Source organism: Streptomyces sp. CB02923 (assembly GCF_001905005.1).
GTDB lineage: Bacteria > Actinomycetota > Actinomycetes > Streptomycetales > Streptomycetaceae > Streptomyces.
Genome location: NZ_LWKZ01000007.1, coordinates 22,396 through 41,842, shown reverse-complemented (window position 1 = coordinate 41,842; position 19,447 = coordinate 22,396). Strand labels below are relative to the sequence as shown.

The following is a 19,447-nucleotide window of genomic DNA, read 5'->3' as shown; positions in this document are numbered from 1 at the left end:
CTGCACCGTGAAACCGCTACACCGCGGCGTCGGCCTCGTCGGCCTCTCGCGCCGCGTCCCGCGTGTGTTCGCTGAGCTTGCTGTGCCGCCGGCCGTAGCCGAAGTACAGCGCGAGACCGGCCGCGAGCCAGACCAGGAAGCCGACCCAGGTGATCAGCTGGAGGTTGAGCATCAGGTACAGGCAGCACAGCAGCGAGACCAGCGGGATGAACGGCACCCACGGGGTACGGAAGGCGCGGGGCAGGTCCGGGGCCGTCCGCCGCATGATCAGCACACTGGCCGAGACGGCGGCGAAGGCGAACAGCGTGCCGATGTTCACCATTTCGGCGAGCAGGTCGAACTTCAGGAAGGCCGCCAGCGCCGCCATGATCAGGGCGAGCACCACCAGGTTGACCTTCGGGGTGCCGTGCCGCGGGTCCACCTTGCACAGCGCCTTCGGCAGGAGCCCGTCCCGGGCCATCGCGAAGATCACGCGGCTCTGCGACCGGAAGCAGATCAGACTCACCGCGGCCAGGCCGACCACCGCGCCGAGGCTGATGACGGTGGCGAAGAAGGGATGGCCCTTGGCCGTGAACGCGTCGGCCAGCGGGGCTTTCACCGACAGTTGTGAATAGTGCTGCATACCGGTGACCACCAGGCACACCGCCACATAGAGCACGGTGACGATGACCAGCGAGGCGATGATGCCGATGGGCAGATCGCGCTGCGGACGGCGGGTCTCCTCGGCGGAGGTCGCCACCATGTCGAAGCCGATGTAGGCGAAGAAGACCATGGCGGCGGCGCTCAGAATTCCGGCGACGCCGAATGCCGTCGGGGTGATGCCCGTCAAAAGCTGCAACAGCGGGGCCTGGAGCCCGGACACCTTGGCGGTGTGCTGGGCCTCGGGCACGAAGGGGCTGTAATTGGCGGAGTCGATGAAGAACAGACCCGCGACGATCACCAGCAGCACAATGGCCAGCTTGATGCCGACCAGCACATTGGTGACGCCTTTGGAGAGCTTTCCGCCGACGATGAGCACCCCGCCCAGAACGAGGACGAGAAGCGCCGCGGGCAGATTCACCACCGCGTCGTCGCCGCCGCTCAGCACGGCGGGAAGATGCAGGCCGACGCTCTCCAGCATCGACTGCAGATAGCCGGACCAGCCGACCGCCACCACCGCGGTGGCCAGGGTCAGTTCCAGGCTCAGCGCCCAGCCGATGATCCAGGCGGGCAGTTCGCCCAGCGCCGTGTACGAATAGGAGTACGCGGAGCCCGCGACCGGGACCGAGGAGGCGAATTCGGCGTAGCACAGCGCCGCGCACGCGCAGACCGCCGCGGCGACGACGAAGGAGAGCGCCACGGCGGGCCCGGCCATGTTCCGGGCGACCGTACCGGTGAGGACGAAGATTCCGGTGCCGAGAATGACACCGACCCCGAGGATGGTCAGATCGAGCGCGGAAAGGTCCCGGCGAAGTTGTTGTTCGCCCTCTCCGCGAGCCTCCTTGACGGCTCGCTCCAAAGGCTTTTTGCGCAGCAGACTCACGGTGGGTATTCCGAACTCTCTCAGAGGTACGGGAAACGGTCGTACGCGTTCCCGGTCGGAGTGTCCGTCAGGCGTCCGCGTCCTCGCAACGTAACGCTCCGGCGTCTCAAATGCTGGGACCGCGGCCGGGACGCGGCCCATTCACGAAAACGCGGGCACGGCCCGGCGCGGGCGCGCCGCGACGCCCGATATTCCCCTTCGTGAGCAGTGCTCCTGGGCTACAGTGGAAGACATGGCTTCCTGGTACTACTTCGTCTGAGACCGGCGTGACCGCGGACGGCTGACCCTTCGCCGCCCGCCGTGCTGCCCCCGGCCTCCGACGGAATCCGGCCCCCGTGCGCAGGGCGCACGGCGCGGCCGCGACGTACCTCAGGGAATTCCCGTGCGCCATCGCGCCCAACTGACCATGAAAGACGTCTCCCGCACCTACGGCGACCGCACCGTGCTGGAGCAGGTGTCGCTGACCGTACGCCCCGGCGAGAAGGTCGGCGTCATCGGAGAGAACGGCTCCGGCAAGTCCACGCTGCTCCGGCTGCTGGCCGGGGCCGAGGCGCCGGACACGGGCGAGATCACCGTGTCCTTCCCCGGCGGCACCGGCCACCTCGGCCAGACCTCGGACCTCGATCCGCGCGGCACCGTCCAGGACGCCGTCGACGCCGCCCTCGCCGAACTGCGCGCCCTCGAAGCCCGCATCCGCACGGCGGAAGCCACCCTGGCCACCGCCACGCCGGACGAACTCGACGCGTACGGCGACCTGTTGACCACGTACGAAGAACGCGGCGGCTACCGGGCGGACGCCCGCGTGGACGCGGCCCTGCACGGCCTCGGACTGGCCCACATCACCCGAGACCGGGTGCTCGGCTCGCTCTCCGGCGGCGAGCAGTCGCGGCTGTCACTGGCCTGCGTCCTGGCCGCGGCGCCCGAACTGCTCCTGCTGGACGAGCCGACGAACCACCTCGACCAGCAGGCCACCGCCTGGCTGGAGGCCCACCTCACCGCGCACCGCGGCACGGTGGTCGTCGTCACCCACGACCGCGTGCTGCTCGAAGCGGTCACCTCCGGCATCCTCGAAGCCGACCGCGACCTGCGGACCGTCACGCGCCACGGCGACGGCTGGCAGGGCTACCGGACGGCGAAGGCCGCGGCCCGACGCCGCTGGGCGCAGGACCACGAGGAGTGGCGGGCGGAGGTCGCCCGGACCGCCGAACTGGCGGAGTCGGCCGGACGGCGGCTCGCGGGCACCGGCAAGGACCCTCGCGAGGGCTTCGGCAAACACCGCCGCTCGCACGAGGCGAAGCTCTCCGGCCAGGTCAGAGCCGCCGCACAGCGGCTGACCCGGCTCCGGCGGCATCCGGTGCCGCCGCCTCCCGTACCGCTCCGGTTCAGCGCGGAACTGGGGACGTACGCGGATGGGACGGGCAGGACGGGCGGGACGGACGGGACGGGCGGGACGGACGGGACGGACGGGACGGACGGGACGGGCGGGACGGGCGGGATGGGCGGGATGGGCGGGACCGCTGGCGGGCCCGGTACGGCTGCCGAAGCCGAAGCCAGAGCTGGAACCGACTCCGAGGCCGAAGCCGGAGCTGGAACCGGCTCCGGCCCCCGGCCCCTCGCCGAACTGACCGGCATCACCGTCGGCGACCGGCTCCGGATCGAGGAGCTGACCGTCACGGCGGGCGACCGCCTGCTGGTGACCGGCCCCAACGGCGCGGGCAAGACGACCCTGCTCCGCGTCCTGGCCGGTAACCTGCGCCCCGACACGGGCACCGTGCGCCGGCCGGCCCGTACCGGATACCTGGCGCAGGAGCTGTCCGCCGCACCGGTCCGGCAGTCCCTGCTCGCCGCTTTCGCCGCCGGTCTCCCCGGCCCGCCCGCGGAGCACGCGCCCGCGCTGCTGGCCCTCGGCCTGTTCCGGGAGGAGGACCTGGCGGTGCCCGTGGCGGCCCTGTCCGTGGGGCAGCGGCGGCGGCTGGAACTGGCGCGTCTGGTGACGCGGCCCGCCGACCTGCTCGTTCTGGACGAGCCGACCAACCACATCTCGCTCGCCCTGGTCGAGGAGTTGGAGGAGGCGCTGTCGGCCTACCGCGGCGCGGTGGTCGTGGTCTCCCACGACCGGCGCTTCCGCGGCGGGTTCCGCGGGCGCGGACTGGAGCTCGACGGCGGCCGGGCGGTGGGGGAGCGGGAGCGCGTCACCGGGGGCCGCTGACGGAAGGGGCGGGGCGTGCCCCCCGGGGTGCGCCCTCCGCTCCGAGGGCCGAGAGTGGAGAGGGAGCCCGCGAGGAAAGGGTGAGGGGCGATCGGTCCGGTGACGGAGGGGCATGGCGGCGCGGTGAACGGGCACGCGTGCGGACACGCCGGACGGCGGTTCACGGCCAGGGAAGCGGTGCACGGTACACGAGCACCACAGGCCATGAAAAATCACATGAGAACCGTCCGCATACGTTGCAACCGCTGGAAACCGGGCACCCGGAACACCGTCAAGACATCACCGTCAAGGCTGTCACGACTGTCAGTCGGTGACCCGCGAACCCTTCAGGAGGAAGCGCCATGCACCTCTCGCTCCTTCAACCGATCATCGACCGGCCGGGCCCCTGGGCATCCGTGTACGCCGAGGTGCCGCACAGCACCGAGGACGCGGCCAAGCAGCGGGAGCTCTCGGCGGACGCGGCGGCCCGGCAACTCGCCGAGCAGGGAGCGGACCGGGCCACGTGCGACGCCGTGCGCGAGGCGCTGACCGGCGCCGGCGCCGACGGGGACCTCGCGACCCTGTCCGGGCGGGCGGTCTTCGCCACGGACGGCGAGATCGTCCTGGACGCGCCGCTCGCCGGACGCCCCGCCAGGTCGTTCGCGGCCTGGTCGGCGCTGCCCAGGATCACCCCGTGGGCCGAGGCCGCGGCGGGCAACGCCGGATGTCTCGTGGTGTACGTGGACCGCACCGGAGCCGACTTCGAGCTGCACGACGACCGGGGCGGCGAGGAGGCCGGCACGGTCGAGGGCCTGGACTGGCCGATCCACCGCACCTCGACGGCGGACTGGTCCGAGCGGCACTTCCAGACCGCGGTCGAGAACACCTGGGAGCAGAACGCCGGCGAGATCGCCGAGGCCGCGCAGCGCGTCTTCGACAGCTGCGGCGCCACGGTCATGCTGCTGGCGGGCGACTCCCGCGAACGCCGCTCGGTGCACGACAAGCTCCCCCAGCAACTGCGCTCGGTGACCTACGAGAGCGACCACGGCGGCCGGGCCGCGGGCTCGGAGAGCAGCGCGCTGGACCGCGACATCGCCCACGTACGCGCCGCCCACGAGCGCGACCACGTGGCGGACGTCCTCGACCGCTTCCGGGCGGGCGCCGGAGTGGGCGGCACCGATCCCGCGTACGCCGCGACCGGCGTACCGGCCCTCGTCGAGGCGGCGCGCGAACACCGTATCGACACCCTGATCATCGCCCCCGGCAGCGCCGACGCCGGACGTGAGGTCTGGGTGGGCCCCGGCGCCGACCAGCTGGCGGTCCGCAACTCCGAACTGCAGTACCTGGGCGAGACGAACCCGTCCGCGGCCCGCGCGGACGACGCGCTGCTCCGCTCGGCCGCCGCGAACGGAGCGGAAGCCGTGGTCGTCCGGGACCCCGCCGAAGCCCCGGCCGGCGGCCTCGGCGCCATCCTCCGCTGGAGCACACCGACCCAGCACGACTAGGACCACGACCGCACCGGGACCGGTGCCCGCGCAGTCTCCGTACTGCCCGGGCACCGGTCTTCGTCGTGCTCCGGGGGGCTCGGGGGTGCTCGGGGGCTCGGGAGAGGTACGGGAACCGGCGGCCGGTGGGCAAGGCGTACCGGGAACTCGAACACCAGGGCCTCGCCGCGCTCGGTGACGCCCCGCTGTCCGAACACGAGCCGCTGCGCCGGGAGTTGCTGCGTTGGCTCGGCCGGGCACGGACCGCCGGGCTGGACGAGGAGAGCATCGAGGCCCTGTTCCGCACCACGTTCCGCACCCACATCGAAGAGGAGACATGACCGCGATTCTGGAAACCGCAGCCCTGGGCAAGCGGTACGGCCGCCGCCAGGCGCTGTCCGACTGCACCCTGAGTGTGCCGAGCGGGCGGGTGGTCGGGCTGGTCGGCCCCAACGGGGCGGGAAAGTCCACCCTGTTACAGCTGGCCTGTGGTCTGATCACCCCGACCGCGGGCACCATCGCGGTCCTCGGTGAGCCTCCCGCTTCCGGCCCGGCGCAGCTGGCGAAGGTCGGCTTCGTCGCCCCAGCCCGGTGACCGCTACTGGGCCTTCCAGTGGTACGAAACCGCGATCCACCTCGCCCTCGCCGTACTGACGGGCGGGTTCTGCGCCTGGTGGCTGCGCCGCCGCAGGAGCTGACGAGAACTGGCCGGAGCCGTGTGGCCCGCTCCTTCCGCCGGGGCCGGCCGTCGGGTCCAGGGCCGCCCCGGCAGACAGGGCCGAGCTGGTCAGGCGGAGCCGTAGGGATCGGCTGAAGGCGCCTCGACCGGCTTGCTTCCGGCCTTGTTGAAGACCGTCACGTCACACTCGACCTTCCTTTCGCTCTTCCTCCTGTGGCCCACGCTCGCAGGCTAGGAGAGGGCGTGACGGGCCGGACAGGGCGCACGTTCCGCGCCCGGTCGCGGGGATCGGGCGCACACCGGGCGGTACGGCGCGTCCGCCCCACGAGGCGTGCGGCACCTCAGCCGACCACGGGCCGAGCCCCGCCGAGCCTTCAGGGGAGGGGTGGCGGTCACCCCTGGGCCTCAGAAGGCCGCCGCGTTACGGTCCATGACCATGGACCGCTGAATCCGCCCACCACCAGGCGCGCCCCGGCCGCACCGGCCCTCGTGGGACCCGCGCCGACGAGGAGGTCACCTTGGCCAGTACCGCACCCGCCCCCGGCGACGTGATCCGCGCCCGTCTCGACGCCGCACGCGATCCGCTGCTGCTGCTCGCCCGCGACCTCCACGCGCACCCGGAGACGGCCTTCGCCGAACACCACGCGGCCGACGCCCTGACCCGGCTGCTGGCGGACGCGGGCTTCGCGGTGGAACGCGGCACGGCCGGGCTGCCGACCGCGTTCACCGCCACCGCGGGACCGGCCGACGCGGACCTGACGGTGGGGCTGTGCCTGGAGTACGACGCCCTGCCGGACCTCGGCCACGCCTGCGGGCACAACCTGATCGCCGCCGCCGGGGCGGGCGCCGCCCTCGCGCTGGCCGCGGTCGCCGGGGACCTCGGGCTGCGGGTGAAGGCGCTGGGCACCCCCGCTGAGGAGGGCGGCGGTGGCAAGATCCTCATGCTGGACGCGGGCGCCTTCGACGACGTGTCGTGCGCGATGATGGTCCACCCGGGCCCGTCGGACGACTTCGGCGGTACGTCCCGGGCCTCACGCGGTGTGGAGGCGGAGTACCGGGGGCGCGCCGCGCACGCGGCCATCGCCCCGCACGACGGCCTGAACGCCGCCGACGCGTGCGTCGTCGCGCAGACCGCGCTGGCCCTGCTGCGCCAGCAACTGCCCGACGGCGTACGGATGCACGGCATCGTCACGCACGGCGGCGACCGCACCAACATCATCCCGGAGACGGCCCGGATGAGCTGGCAGCTGCGCGCCGACACCCTCGGCGAACTGGAGACGCTGTGGCCGCGCGTACGGGCCTGCTTCGAGGCGGGCGCGCTGGCCAGCGGCTGCGAGCTGACGCTGACCGAACCGTCCCCCGCCTACGCCGACCTGCGTCAGGACGCCTGGCTCGGCGACACCTACGCCCGGCACGTACGGGCGCTGGGCCGTACGCCCGAGTCCGCGGTCGCCATCGGGGCCTCCACCGACATGGGCAACATCAGCCACTTCCTGCCCGCCATCCACCCCACCATCGGCCTGTCCTGCCGCGCCCGGCCCCACACGCGCGAATTCGCCGGGGTGACCACCGGCGAGCACGCCGACCGCGCGGTCCTGGACGGCGCCCTGGCCATGGCCCTGACGGCCGCGGACCTGGCCGCCGACGCCGGGCAGCGGGCCCGGGTCACGGAGACGCACCGTGCCCGGACCGGTGCCGCCGACACGCCTCAGCGGCGCTCGTCGGCCGGCTCGCCCCGCGGGTGACCCGCCGCGTTCTGCTGCTCCTCCAGGTTGGTGGAGAACGTGTCGCCCTCCTTGCCGACCCGCTCGTCCTCGTCCTCGTCGTCCGTGACGTCCAGCTCCGCGTCCTCGAACTCCTTGGCCAGCTCGTCGGCGGCGGAGTCGGTGTGTTTGCGGTCGTTTCCCATGGAGTGGTCCTTCCTGCGGGCCCGTCGGTGGTACGGCCGACGGGCCGGTCGTGCGGCCGGCGCGGGGGCCTCGGCCTGGGGGCGGTGCGGCTGCCGGGCGCCCGCCCGGTACCGGGTGCCCCACGCCTCACCGGGTTCCCGGACGTGCGGTGATCATGCCCGGAGCGACGGTGGCCCGTTCGTCCGTACGGGTTTCCCGCGCCGTACGGGGGCTACCCGGTGCCGCGGCCGTTCGCGGCGGTCCGGGTCCGGGCGTCCGGCCGGACCCGGTTCCGCCGCGCCACCGGGACCAGGAGGTGTGTGAGATGTTCCGAGCCATCGCGGACGTACTGCGGACCGTGGGCAGCACGCTCGCGGCAGTCGTCACCCTGCCGTTCAGGGCACTGGCCCGGCTGTTCGGCGGCGCCTCGCGCTCGGCCCGCTGACCCGGCCGGGCAGCGGGACAGCCGGACAGCCGGACAGCGGGCGGGAGCCGCGCAGCGGATCGGCTCAGGGATCGGCTCAGGGATCAGCCGGGCAGCGCCGGCCGGTTCCAGTGCCGGTGTGCCGCGACCGCCTCGGCGAACGCGCCGGTGAAGTCCTGGGCGGTCGCGCCGCCCGGCAGCCGGTCCGTCACGATGCCCGCCTCGGAGACCGTCGATTCCCCTTCCGCGGCCGTGCGCAGCTCGTCCGGCAGGAGGCCGGCCAGCTTGTCCACGCTCGCTCCCAGGGCGCCGATCGGCTTGCCGTGGCGGTAGGCGCCGCGGACGAACCGCAGGGCCGCGTCGTCGGCCGCCGCGTTGCCGGAGTCCAGGCCGCCCGGGGGCAGCAGCACCGCGTCGTAGAGCACCGAGGCGACGGTGGGCAGCGCCCGGTCCACGCCGAGCGTGCTGCCGTCCTTGTCCTGGACGGTGCCGTCCTGCGGGGCGAGCAGTTCCACGGTCGCGCCCCGCTCGGCCAGCGCGTCGCGGACCGCGATCGTCTGCGCCGCGTCCACGCCGTCGGAGACCAGCACGGCGATCTGCCGGGTGCTGATCGAGCCGTCCCCGCGGTTGTTCTCGAAGCTCAGCGCGGGGGAGGGGGCCGGCTGCGGAGTGTTCGGGCGCTCCTGCGGCGCGGGTACGCCGACGCCCTCGGCGACCGCGACGGCCAGCGCGTGGTCCACGTACGCGAGCTGCTCGACCGTACGGGCGCGGACCTCCTTGGTGCCCACCTTGCCCAGCTCGAAGCGGAACGCGTCGACGATGTGCTTCTGCTCCCAGCCGGCCATGCTGTGCCAGAACATCGCCGTCTGGGTGTAGTGGTCCTCGAAGCTGGGGCTGCGGCGCCGGATCTTGCGGCCGTCCACGCGCTCGGTGTGATGGCGGAAGGCCGGGTCGTCGGGGTCGGCCAGTGCGGGGCAGCCGCCGCCGAGCGAGTTCGGGGAGTAGTTGGTGCCCCGGTGGATCTCGTTCTGGTGGTAGCCGTCGCGCTGGTTGGTGCGGACCGGGGCGACCGGCCGGTTCACCGGGATCTGCGCGAAGTTCGGCCCGCCGAGCCGGATCAGCTGGGTGTCCAGGTAGGAGAAGTTGCGGGCCTGGAGCAGCGGGTCGTTGGTGAAGTCGATGCCGGGCACGACGTTCGCCGTGTGGAAGGCGACCTGCTCGGTCTCGGCGAAGAAGTTGTCGGGGTTGCGGTCGAGCACCATCCGGCCGATGGGCTCCACCGGGACCTGCTCCTCCGGGATGATCTTCGTGGCGTCCAGCAGGTCGAAGTCGAACTCGTGCTCGTCGGACTCCGGCACGAGCTGGACGCCCAGCTCCCACTCGGGGTACGCACCGGCCTCGATGGTGTCCCACAGGTCCCGGCGGTTGAAGTCCGGATCCCGGCCCTGGGCCTCCTGGGCCTCGTCCCACACCAGGGAGTGCACCCCCAGCTTCGGCTTCCAGTGGAATTTCACGAAGGTGCCTTGACCCTGCGCGTTGACGAACCGGAAGGTGTGCACACCGAAGCCCTGCATCATCCGGTAGCTGCGCGGGATGGCCCGGTCGGACATCAGCCACATGATCGTGTGCAGCGTCTCGGGCTGGAGGGAGACGAAGTCCCACAGCGTGTCGTGCGCGGAGGCACCCGTCGGAATCTCGTTGTGCGGCTCCGGCTTCACCGCGTGCACGAAGTCCGGGAACTTGATGCCGTCCTGGATGAAGAAGACCGGGAAATTGTTCCCCACCAGGTCGTAATTGCCCTCCGAGGTGTAGAACTTCGTCGCGAAACCACGGACGTCACGCACGGTGTCGGCGGAGCCGCGCGGGCCCTGCACGGTGGAGAACCGGACGAACACCGGGGTTTTCACGGACGGGTCCTGGAGGAAGGCCGCCCGGGTGAATTCCGCGCACGACCGGTACGGCTGGAAATAGCCGTACGCACCCGCCCCGCGCGCGTGCACCACCCGTTCCGGGATCCGCTCGTGGTCGAAGCGGGTGATTTTCTCCCGGAAGTGGAAGTCCTCCATCAGCGTAGGGCCGCGCTCGCCGGCCTGGAGGGAATCATCGGTGTGGTCGACCGTCACGCCCTGGTCGGTCGTCATCGGCCCGGAGGCCGGGTCTTCGGCGCGGAAGCGGTCACGCTGTTCTTGCTTCGGGTCGGCCATCGGATTCTCGCTCCTTGTCTGCCCTGTCCACTCGTGTGCGGGCGTCCGCACGACGATGGCGTGCGCCGCGGCCCGCAGCAGTCGCGACGGCACTCCGCCGGGCTGGGTATCCGGTGGGCCGGAAAACCAAACATGCATTCCGAGCGGGGCGGATAACGGGGTGCAGCGATGCGTGAGCTCTCCGCAGGCGGCCCGGTGCCGATCGTCCTATGCTCGGTGGAACAGACGTTGGGCGTATACCGCGTACCAGGTCGGACCCGGTATGCGGGCATCCGGAGGCTGTCCGCCCGGTGTGCTTCCGCCGTCTCGTTGACGACGCCCAGACCCCGCGTCCGTTGGGAGAGTGGATCCCGTGAGCACAGCCGCCACGGCTCCGTCACGCCGCCGACGAGCCTTTCCGGACACGCCGGACGCGGAGGAGACGAACGCCGTTTTCACGCGACTGGCAGAACTGCCCGAGGGGCCGGAGAAAATGCGGCTGCGCGATGAACTGACACGCGCCTGGCTGCCGATGGCCGTACGTCTCGCGCTGCGGTTCCGTGACCGCGGTGAGAGCATGGACGATCTGAAACAGGTGGCCGCCCTGGGCTTGGTGAAGGCCATCGGCGGGTACCGGCCCGAGCGTGGCAGCGCATTCGAGAGTTACGCCATCCCCACCATCGTGGGCGAGGTCAAGCGGCACTTCCGGGACTGCACGTGGGGCGTACACGTACCCCGCCGCGTCCAGGAACTCCGCAATACCGTGCGGCTGGCCGTACGTGAACTGTCGGCGGCCTCCGACAGCCGTTTCCCGACCGTCGCGGAGATCGCCGAACGCACCCGGCTCTGTGCCGACGACGTCATCCTCGGCCTGGAAGCCATCGAAAGCTACAAAACCCTTTCACTGGACGCCGAGCGGCCGGGCGCCGACGACGATTTCGCCCTCCGTGACAGTATCGGCTTCACCGAGTCGCAGTACGAGCTGGTCCTCGCCCGGGAAACGGTGCGCGACGGATTGCGCGGCCTTCCGGAGCGGGAGCGCCGCATTCTGTACATGCGGTTCTTCTGCGATATGACACAGAGCCGTATCGGCGAGGAACTGGGACTGTCCCAGATGCATGTGTGCCGTCTCATCAAGCGGACCTGCGCACGCATTCGCGAGCAGGCCGACGGGACCGGCCCCGAAGCGCCCGCCAGTTCGGTTGCGGCGTGACCCGGTGGAATGGCATGCGGTCCTGCCTTTCCTGGTAGGACCGCAGTAGCAGTGCTGGACACAATGATGGTGGAGAAGGGCCGGCTTTACATGGGCGACTGCCAGATGACGTTCGTTCCCGGGGTGCCGTCGTGGGCCACCCTCCTGACGGGGGACCTCGACGTCGCGACGCGTTTCTACGGACCGCTGCTGGGCTGGCGGTTCGAGGCCGGACCGGACCGGTGGGGCCCGTACGTACGGGCGATGGCCGGGGACACGGCGGTGGCGGGGCTCAGCGCGGCCGCCCGCCACACCGAACTGCCCAACTCGTGGACGACGTACTTCGGGACGCGCAACGCCGACGACGCGGCGAACGGGGTCAGGGAACGCGGCGGTACGGTCGCCATCGGCCCGCTGGACTTCGACGCGGGCCGGCTGGCGCTGGCCGCCGACCCGGCCGGGGCGCGCTTCGGCCTCTGGGAGTGCCGGGAGAGCACACCGCGGACGAACCGGCAGCCGGTCGGCACCGGCGCGCCGACGTGGGTGGAGCTCCGCACCCGGGACGCGTTCGACGCCGCGCGCTTCTACGGAGACCTCTTCGACTGGTACAGCGAGGAGGACGCCAGCCCTCTCGACGTGCGCTGGGAGGACGAGCGGGTGGTGCTCAGCGTCGCGGAGCGGGACGCGGTGGGCATGTACGCCGGAGCGATCGAGGCGGCGGCCGATCCGCAGGTGCGGCCCCGCTGGAACATCCACTTCCAGGTGCCGAGCGTCGAGGAGGCCGCGGAGACCGCGAAGAAGCTCGGCGGGCAGGTGGAGTCCAGGGCCGAACGCACCTCCCAGGGCCCCGTGGCCGAACTGCGCGACCCGGAAGGCACCCTCTTCCACATCATCGGCGCCACCCCTTGAGCCCGCCGGCCGGGACTACCGCCGCCACCCCTTGAGCCCACCGGCCGGGACGACCGCCGCCACCCCCTGAGCCCGCCGGCCGGGTCCACCGCACCGCCACCCCGAGCCCGCCGCACGCACTACCGCACCGCCACCAGCACCGCGTCCTCGCCGAACTGCCAGACCGGCGCGGCGTGCCGGAAGCCGGCCCGGCGCAGCAGCCGTATGTGGTGGGACAGGGGCAGACCGTTGTGGACGCTGTGCGGGGTGTGCCGCGCGCGGCGGGCAGTGAAGGGGTCGGCCAGCTCCGGGTCGGCGGCAGCGGCGGCCCACCAGGACGCCCAGTCCTCACGGCCGGGCGGCCGCTGGCGTTCGGCGCGCCGCAGGCCGACCTGGGCGGCGACCTCCGCCGCCCGGTCCCCCCGCGGGCTGCGGAACCGGTCGCTGTTGACGAGCACACCGCCGGGGCGGATGACGTCGGCGAGGTCCTCGTACGCCCGGCGCAGCGCGTCCGGCGCGAGGCAGTGCAGCGCCGTCGCCGAGACCGCCGCGTCCAGCGGGCGGTCCAGGTCCAGGGCGCGGGTCCAGCCGCCCGCGCCGACCGGCGCCTCGACGAACCGCACGGTGTCGCCGTGGTGCGCCTGGCCCAGCGCCAGCAGGACGGGGTCCTTGTCCACGGCGACGATGTCCGCGCGGGGCAGCCGCCCGGCCAGCCGCGCGGCCAGCGACCCGGGCCCGCATCCCAGGTCCAGGACCAGCGACCGCTCCTGGTGGGCGGTCACCTTCTCGACGGCGTCGGCGACGACCGTGAAGCGCTCCTCACGGTCGATCGCGTACCGCTGCTGCTGCCGTTCCCACCGCCGCACCCACAGGGCGGCCGTAGCCACACTCAGTCCCATCCGGTCGCGCCACCTCAGCCGTCTCGCACCTGTCCGCCGGTGCCTCTCAACCTACAGGTGAAAACGGTTTCCAATGGCGTTCTGTCACTCCAAAGGGGTCACCCCCCGGAGGGGGCGCCCTGCGGCGGGCGTTCGGCGGGCGCCGTTCCGCGAGGTCAGGCACACGCTCCCAGCACGTCCAGCAGCCGGTCGATCTCCGCCGGGGAGTTGTACGCGTGCACGCTCACTCGGACCGAGTGCTGCCGCTCGCCCCCGCTGCCCTGGCAGAGGCTGTCCGAGCGGACCATGAAGCCGTGGTCGAACAGCGCGAAGCCCAGGTCACCCGAGTCGATACCGCGGTGCCGGAACGTCACGATGCCCTGGCGCCGCTGGATGCCCGCGCCGGCCGCCAGGCTGCGCTGGCAGCCCAGGACCTCGTACGCGGGCAGCCGGCGCAGCCCCTCGGTCAGACGGGCGGCCAGGGCCGTGGTCCACCGTTCGACGCGGCCGGTGCCCGTGGCGTCCAGCCAGTCGAACGCGGCCCGCAGGCTGCGGATGCCGGTGGTGTTCGGGCTGCCGTCCCACCCGCCGGGCGAGAAGGCCGGGCCCCGCGCGTTGCGGGCCCACACGGCACCCGAGCCGGGCAGGGCCAGGGCCTTGTGCCCGGAGAAGACGGCGAAGTCCACGTCCAGGTCCGCGAGCGACACCGGGATGTGCCCCACGCTCTGGGCCGCGTCCAGGCAGATCGGCACGTCCGGCCCCACCGCCTGCCGGATGCGGTGCACGTTCATGTCGCCGCCGTAGACGTGATGGACGTGGGTGACCGCCACGAAGCGGGTCCGCGGCCCGGCCAGCGAGGCCAGCGCCGCCGGGTCGTAGTCGCCGGACCCCGCCTGGTAGGGCATCGGGCGCACCCGGATGCGCAGGCCCTGCCGCGCGAGCAGGTCCCGTATCTCCAGCCACGGGACGATGTTCGCCTGGTGGTCGGCGAGCGGGACCACGATCTCGTCGCCGTCGGACAGCTGACCGGCCAGCCAGTCCCGCGCGACGGCACGCAGCCCCGCCGTCGCCCCGCTGACGAAGTGCACCCCGGAGCGGTCCGGCTCCGGATCGCCGAGGAACTCCTTGATCCGCTGCCGGGTCTCCTCGACCAGCGCCGTGGTCCGGTTGGCCCAGGTGTAGGTGCCGCGCCCGGCGTTGGCGTTGCCGGTGGTGAGGTAGTGCTGCACGGCGTCCAGGACGGCCTGCGGCTTCTGTGTCGTCGCGGCGTTGTCCAGGTAGGCGAGCCGGGGCGCGCCCGTGATGATCGGGAACTGGGCGCGTACGGCGGTGTGCCACGCGTGCAGTTCGTCCAGGGCCGCGGTCGTGGGGGCGTCCGTCGTGGTCATCGGCCGTCACTCCCGTACCAGCGGGGCGCCCGCGTCGCGCCAGGCGATGATCCCGCCGCGCAGGCTGCGGATGTCGGGGTGGCCCAGGCGCGTGAGCAGCGCGGCGTACTTGGCGGACTGCTCACCGACCGGACAGGCCAGCAGGACCGGGCGGCTCTTGCTGAACGGCAGCCCGCCGCGCACCAGTTCACCGAAGAGCTCGTCGACGATGTTGACCGAACCGGCGATGTGCAGCGCGGTGTAGGCGAACGGGCTGCGCAGATCCACGACGAGCGGCTGGTCGCGCTCGATCCACCGCACGGCGCCCTCGACGTCGATGTCCGGCGCCTGCCGCACCTCGGCGTCGGAGAGCGTGGCGACGGAGTCCGGCTGCGGCGGCCGCCCCAGCAGCTCGGGCCGCCGCTGCCGTACGTAGCCGAGGTAGCTCTCGATGCGGTCGCAGACGATGAACACGGCGGTCCGGCGCCCGGCCGGGAGATCCGGGTCCGGCTCCGGCGCCGGGCCGGTGTCCAGCTCGCGCAGATGCCGTACGGCGCCGAAGTACGCGGCCCCGCTGGTCGGACCGGCCAGGATGCCGCACCGCCGGGCCAGGGTCAGCATCCCGTCGATCGCCTCGTCGGCGGTGACGGAGGCGATCGTGTCGTAGGTCCGCGGGTCGAACAGGCCGACCTCCTGCACCTCGTCGATGGTGCGGATGCCGGGCACGAAGTCCGCCTTGTGCGAGACCAGCCCGACCACGTCCACCCGGGGGTCGTGCTCCCGCAGCACCCGGGCCACCCCGGTCGACGACCCGGCCGTGCCCACACAGGCGATGAACCAGTCCGGCGCCCGGCCGTCCAGGTCCTTGACGATCTCCGGGCCGGTGCCCTCCACATGGGCCTGCGTGTTGCGGTCGTTGAAGTACTGATCCGTGTACAGGTACGCGCTGCCGGGCTCGGTGAGCGTCCGGTGGAAGTGGGTCAGCGGGTCGTCGGTGTTGGTCGGGTCGAGGCACTCGGTCTGCCCCGGCAGCTCCTCGACCTCCGCGCCCAGCAGCAGGAGGAGGTCCTTGACCTCAGGAATGCGCATCCGGTTCGTGACGCTCTTGAAAGGCACCCCGTGCATACCGGCGAGGACGGCCAGCGCCTTGGCCGTGTTGCCGCTGGACAGCTCCACGACGGTGCGGTCCTCGCCGGCCGCGGCGGGCAGCCCCGGCCGCACCATGTTCCAGGCCGCCCGGTCCTTGATCGAACCGAATGGGTTGAGCATCTCCAGCTTGGCGTACAGATCGATGGTGCGCAGGCCGTGCACGGACGGATCGATGCGTACGAGCGGGGTGTTGCCGATGGCGTCGGTGATGCGCTCGAACCTCATGCAGATCCTTTCGTCCGGCGGTTCACGTGCGGCCAGTACTGTTCGTCCAGGCACCACTGCCAGGGAGCGTCCTCCCGGCCCGGGGCGTCCGCCGGTGCGTCCTGCCATACGGCGACCTTGCGGGCGACGGGCTGCTGCTGGGCCTCGTCGGCGCTGAAGTCCATGCAGTAGCCCGCCGTGTTCGCGAAGGCCAGCAGGTCCCCGGGGCGGGGCGCGCCCGGCAGGTGGACGGCCCGCCGGGTGATCATGTCGGCCTCCAGGCAGAGGTTGCCCGCGAGGTAGCACGCCACCGGCCCGGCGTCCGGAGCGTCCCCCGGCGCGGCACGCGGTACGAGGACGGGGTCGACGAGGACGCCGTGCTCCTCCAGGCCGATGTCGTCGGCGTTGGCGTCCAGCCGCACCAGGAGGGGGACCGGACCCGCACGGCTGCCGGGAAACGCGGGCTCACCGTCGGCGGCACCCGTACGGCCCGTGGCCTCGGCGCGGTCCGTCGGCTCCGTACGGCGTACCTCCAGCACCCGCGCCAAGGTGACCCCGCACTGGTCCACGAGCGCGCGGCCGGGCTCCGTGTGCAGTTCGTACAGGTTCTCCAGCAGCAGGGTGGCCAGCGGGCGGCCCATGGAGGGGGCGGGGAGCGACAGGAGCGCGTCGAGGTACTGGGCTCCGGCGGTCGGCCGGTGGGCCGGGTACAGCGCCAGCGCGCCGCGCAGGGTGCCGTTCTCGTTGCGCAGGCCGTAGCTGTGCCGACGCCAGGTCATGGGCGGACGCGTGCCCAGCGCGGCGTTGGTCAGTTCCGTCGTGTACCGCTGCCACTGCGCGCCGTCGGCGAGGTAGTCGGTGCCGAAGCCGCCGCCGATGTCGACGGCGCGCGGCGCGAAGCCCCGCGCCCGGCAGGTGTCCAGGGCCTTGACGCACCCTTCGAGCGCCACCGCCTTCTCGGCCGGGCTGGTGGTGTCGAGGTGGTAGCCCACACCCGTCAGCTCCACCGCGTCGCGGTGCCGTTCCACCGACTTGAGCAGGCCGTCCAGCTCCGCCTCGGCCGTACCGAAGCGGCTCTGCCGGATCAGCAGCCTGACGCCGGGGGTGCAGAAGCCGGAGAGCCGCAGCAGGACACGGATGCGGGGGAGGGTGTAATCCCGTACCAGCGCGGCGAGTTCGTCCAGCTCCACCGGGCTGTCGATGTTCACGGTGGTGCCCGAACGGGCCGCCAGCCACAGGAACTCCGGGTTCTTCGGCCCGGTCGCCATGATCCGGTCCGGTACGAAACCGCAGCCCAGGGCGTGCTGGAGCTCGCCGAGGGAGGCGACGTCGACGGCCGCTTCCGTGGCGGCGAGCCGCCGTACCAGGGCGCTGGAGCGGTTCGCCTTGTGGGCGAAGAAAATGCCGCCGCTGAGGTGGTGCCGGCGGTAGACGGCCCGGAAGGCGGCCAGGTTCTCGGCCATGCGGTCCGGTAAGACCACGTTCAGCGGCGAACCGAGCCCGCCGGTGAGCGTATGCAGAAACGTCCTGGCGCGCAGCAGGGACGCCAGCCGGGACTCCAACCGCGGTTCGAGGTACAGGGGAACGTCCATACGCAATACTTCCCCCGGTACGGACCGTAGCCCACCTCGTCCGCGGAAACGACCGCCGCGGACCGGCCCGGGTACGGCCGGTCCGCGGCGGCTCACACGGTGCCGGTACGGGACTCCGCCAGGTGCCGGACGCCGGACCGTACGGCCCAGATGAAGACCGCGAGCGCGAAGGCCGCCACGACCAGCGAGTCGTACGGGGCGGGCAGCTGCGCCGAGCCGTCGAAGCTGCCCAGCCACGACAGCGCGGTCAGCACCGCCAGGTAGGTCACCAGCCAGGCACCGGTGCGCAGTTCACCGAGCAGCGGCAGCCGCCGTCCGGCGCCGTCCCGGTCGCCGACGGCGTCCGTCGCGCCGTCACCGGAGCGCCGCATGGCCAGGAAGACCAGCAGCCCGGCGAGGACCAGCGGCAGGGCCAGCCGCAGCGTGTGCCACCCCGACCAGTACACGAACTCGCTCGCCACCACGAAGCTGACGGGTGCGATCCAGCGCAGGCCCGGCACCCAGCCGGACGTGGTGCTCTCCGGATCGGCGAGGAAGACCGCCGCGGCGACCGCGGAGGCGCCGTAGATCAGCAGGTACATGTTGCCCATGACGCTGACGATGTCCTGCCAGCCGCCGAACGGCAGCAGGAAGATCACGATCACCGCGAGGTTGATCGCCAGCGCCCGGCGCGGCACGCCGAACCGCTCGTCCACCTTCATGAAGAACCGGGGGATCGTACGGTTCTTGGCGAGCGCGTAGGTGTGCCGGGCGTTGATCGCCACGCCCACGTACGCCGAGCCGCCGGGGGAGACCACCGCGTCCGCGTACAGCAGGCTGGACAGCCAGTGCAGGTTGAGGATCAGTGCCAGCTGCCCGAACGGGGACTCGAAGGAGACGCCCTTCCAGCCGCCGCCGAGCACGTTCTCGGGGACGGTGAAGAGGAACGCGACCTGGAGGGCCAGGTACATCGCGACCGCCAGCGCGATACCGGTGAGGACGGCGGCGGGGATGGTCTTGCGGGGGTTGCGGGCCTCGCCGGAGAAGTCCAGCGGCGCCTGGAAGCCGTTGACCGAGTAGACGATGCCGCCGCCGGCCAGCGCGGACAGGCAGGCGGCGTACCCGTAGGGCGCGAAGCCGCCGTGGTCCGTCAGGCGGCCCTCGTGCCAGCCGGAGGCGATGAGCGCGATCACCGTGACCACCGGCACCGCGATCTTGAACACCGAGACCAGGTTGTTCAGCCGCGCGAACATCCGCACCGCGAACCAGTTCAGCGCCGTCAGGACCACGCTGAGCGCGGCGGCGACGCCCACGCCGGCCAGGGCCAGGGTGTTGCCGTTGTAGAGACCGGGCACGTAGTGCGCGGCGTACTGCATGATCGCGCTGATCTCGGCCGCCGTGCCGCCCACCGAGAGCAGGACCGACCAGCCCACCAGGGTGCCGACCAGCCGTCCGCTGGCGAAGAGCGGCCAGCGGACCGTACCGCCGCCCTCGGGCCGTGAGGCACCCAGCTCGATCATGACCAGGGCGACCAGGGCGCACAGCAGCCCCGCGCCGATCCAGGACAGCAGCGAGGCGGGGCCCGCCGTCTGCGCCGCGTACAGGGCGGCGAACAGCCAGCCGGACCCCACGATGTTCGAGAACCCGATCGCGGTGAGCCCCCAGAACCCCAGGTCACGGCGCAATCGGCGCTCCTGCGCCAGCACCACTGGCGCACCGGCCTCGTCGACCTCACCCGTCACCTGACGTTCCGACACCGCACTTCCTCCCTGATGGCCCTTACCGACGGCACGCCCGCGCGCGACGTGCACATGCGGATTCTGCCGCTC

Annotated in this window: 15 protein-coding genes and 1 pseudogene; 8 read left to right on the top strand and 8 right to left on the bottom strand. The window is 72.3% G+C overall.

Features of this window, described 5'->3' with window-relative positions; genetic code table 11:
• Positions 1-16: 16 nt before the first annotated feature.
• The gene (locus A6A06_RS10285) at positions 17-1,522 is read right to left on the bottom strand and encodes an amino acid permease (protein ID WP_073760899.1); all 1,506 of its coding nucleotides are present in this window, start codon (positions 1,520-1,522) and stop codon (positions 17-19) included.
• A 406-nt stretch (positions 1,523-1,928) separates the two neighbouring features.
• On the opposite strand from A6A06_RS10285, the gene A6A06_RS10280 reads away from it, so the two are divergent.
• From A6A06_RS10280 to A6A06_RS10260, 5 genes and pseudogenes are all read left to right on the top strand, one after another.
• Positions 1,929-3,731 (top strand): ABC-F family ATP-binding cassette domain-containing protein, encoded by a 1,803-nt coding sequence (locus A6A06_RS10280; RefSeq protein WP_073760898.1) that lies wholly within the window; start codon positions 1,929-1,931, stop codon positions 3,729-3,731.
• A 341-nt stretch (positions 3,732-4,072) separates the two neighbouring features.
• Complete coding sequence (locus A6A06_RS10275) at positions 4,073-5,215, top strand: baeRF2 domain-containing protein (protein WP_073760897.1); 1,143 nt, start codon at positions 4,073-4,075, stop codon at positions 5,213-5,215.
• A gap of 125 nt (positions 5,216-5,340) precedes the next feature.
• Positions 5,341-5,535, top strand: coding sequence for a hypothetical protein (locus A6A06_RS10270; RefSeq protein ID WP_073760896.1), 195 nt, complete (start codon positions 5,341-5,343; stop codon positions 5,533-5,535).
• Positions 5,532-5,777: pseudogene (locus tag A6A06_RS10265) on the top strand (ATP-binding cassette domain-containing protein); the annotation flags it as partial. The gene A6A06_RS10270 and the pseudogene A6A06_RS10265, both read left to right, overlap by 4 nt.
• 614 nt (positions 5,778-6,391) lie before the next feature.
• The gene (locus A6A06_RS10260; protein ID WP_079193922.1) at positions 6,392-7,618 is read left to right on the top strand and encodes an amidohydrolase; all 1,227 of its coding nucleotides are present in this window, start codon (positions 6,392-6,394) and stop codon (positions 7,616-7,618) included.
• Here the strand turns inward: A6A06_RS10260 and A6A06_RS10255 are convergent.
• Positions 7,582-7,782, bottom strand: coding sequence for a hypothetical protein (locus tag A6A06_RS10255; RefSeq protein ID WP_073760895.1), 201 nt, complete (start codon positions 7,780-7,782; stop codon positions 7,582-7,584). The two genes, A6A06_RS10260 and A6A06_RS10255, sit on opposite strands and share 37 nt — an antisense overlap.
• 305 nt (positions 7,783-8,087) lie before the next feature.
• Between A6A06_RS10255 and A6A06_RS43475 the strand changes: the two genes are divergently transcribed.
• A complete protein-coding gene (locus A6A06_RS43475; RefSeq protein ID WP_274535875.1) occupies positions 8,088-8,207 on the top strand; it encodes an LPFR motif small protein in 120 nt (39 codons plus the stop codon).
• A gap of 83 nt (positions 8,208-8,290) precedes the next feature.
• On the opposite strand, the gene A6A06_RS10250 is transcribed toward A6A06_RS43475, so the two are convergent.
• Positions 8,291-10,390: a catalase gene (locus A6A06_RS10250; RefSeq protein WP_073760894.1), complete on the bottom strand. Its 2,100-nt coding sequence runs from the start codon at positions 10,388-10,390 to the stop codon at positions 8,291-8,293.
• 442 nt (positions 10,391-10,832) lie between these two features.
• Between A6A06_RS10250 and A6A06_RS10245 the strand changes: the two genes are divergently transcribed.
• Together A6A06_RS10245 and A6A06_RS10240 are read left to right on the top strand one after the other, a co-directional pair.
• The gene (locus A6A06_RS10245) at positions 10,833-11,582 is read left to right on the top strand and encodes a SigB/SigF/SigG family RNA polymerase sigma factor (RefSeq protein ID WP_073760943.1); all 750 of its coding nucleotides are present in this window, start codon (positions 10,833-10,835) and stop codon (positions 11,580-11,582) included.
• A 51-nt stretch (positions 11,583-11,633) separates the two neighbouring features.
• Positions 11,634-12,470, top strand: coding sequence for a VOC family protein (locus A6A06_RS10240; RefSeq protein WP_242440662.1), 837 nt, complete (start codon positions 11,634-11,636; stop codon positions 12,468-12,470).
• Between the two features lie 119 nt (positions 12,471-12,589).
• On the opposite strand, the gene A6A06_RS10235 is transcribed toward A6A06_RS10240, so the two are convergent.
• The 5 genes from A6A06_RS10235 to A6A06_RS10215 form a co-directional block, all read right to left on the bottom strand.
• Positions 12,590-13,348 (bottom strand): class I SAM-dependent methyltransferase, encoded by a 759-nt coding sequence (locus tag A6A06_RS10235; RefSeq protein ID WP_073760893.1) that lies wholly within the window; start codon positions 13,346-13,348, stop codon positions 12,590-12,592.
• A 155-nt stretch (positions 13,349-13,503) separates the two neighbouring features.
• Positions 13,504-14,715, bottom strand: coding sequence for an aminotransferase class V-fold PLP-dependent enzyme (locus A6A06_RS10230; protein WP_073760892.1), 1,212 nt, complete (start codon positions 14,713-14,715; stop codon positions 13,504-13,506).
• 6 nt (positions 14,716-14,721) lie between these two features.
• Positions 14,722-16,068, bottom strand: a complete 1,347-nt coding sequence (locus tag A6A06_RS10225) for a pyridoxal-phosphate dependent enzyme (RefSeq protein ID WP_073760891.1) — start codon at positions 16,066-16,068, stop codon at positions 14,722-14,724.
• Positions 16,065-17,639, bottom strand: coding sequence for a Y4yA family PLP-dependent enzyme (locus A6A06_RS10220; protein WP_199930794.1), 1,575 nt, complete (start codon positions 17,637-17,639; stop codon positions 16,065-16,067). Before A6A06_RS10220 ends, A6A06_RS10225 begins: the two co-directional genes overlap by 4 nt.
• 92 nt (positions 17,640-17,731) lie before the next feature.
• On the bottom strand, positions 17,732-19,375 hold the full coding sequence (locus tag A6A06_RS10215) for an APC family permease (protein WP_079193920.1): 1,644 nt from the start codon (positions 19,373-19,375) through the stop codon (positions 17,732-17,734).
• Positions 19,376-19,447 lie beyond the last annotated feature (72 nt).

What these genes read in the sequence shown, in the direction of transcription:
- A6A06_RS10275 (WP_073760897.1), top strand. Translation starts at nt 4,073, where the DNA reads ATGCACCTCTCGCTCCTTCAACCGATCATCGACCGGCCGGGCCCCTGG.
- A6A06_RS10230 (WP_073760892.1), bottom strand. Translation starts at nt 14,715, where the DNA reads ATGACCACGACGGACGCCCCCACGACCGCGGCCCTGGACGAACTGCAC.
- A6A06_RS10250 (WP_073760894.1), bottom strand. Translation starts at nt 10,390, where the DNA reads ATGGCCGACCCGAAGCAAGAACAGCGTGACCGCTTCCGCGCCGAAGAC.
- A6A06_RS43475 (WP_274535875.1), top strand. Translation starts at nt 8,088, where the DNA reads ATGTTCCGAGCCATCGCGGACGTACTGCGGACCGTGGGCAGCACGCTC.
- A6A06_RS10280 (WP_073760898.1), top strand. Translation starts at nt 1,929, where the DNA reads ATGAAAGACGTCTCCCGCACCTACGGCGACCGCACCGTGCTGGAGCAG.
- A6A06_RS10220 (WP_199930794.1), bottom strand. Translation starts at nt 17,639, where the DNA reads ATGGACGTTCCCCTGTACCTCGAACCGCGGTTGGAGTCCCGGCTGGCG.
- A6A06_RS10225 (WP_073760891.1), bottom strand. Translation starts at nt 16,068, where the DNA reads ATGAGGTTCGAGCGCATCACCGACGCCATCGGCAACACCCCGCTCGTA.
- A6A06_RS10235 (WP_073760893.1), bottom strand. Translation starts at nt 13,348, where the DNA reads ATGGGACTGAGTGTGGCTACGGCCGCCCTGTGGGTGCGGCGGTGGGAA.
- A6A06_RS10255 (WP_073760895.1), bottom strand. Translation starts at nt 7,782, where the DNA reads ATGGGAAACGACCGCAAACACACCGACTCCGCCGCCGACGAGCTGGCC.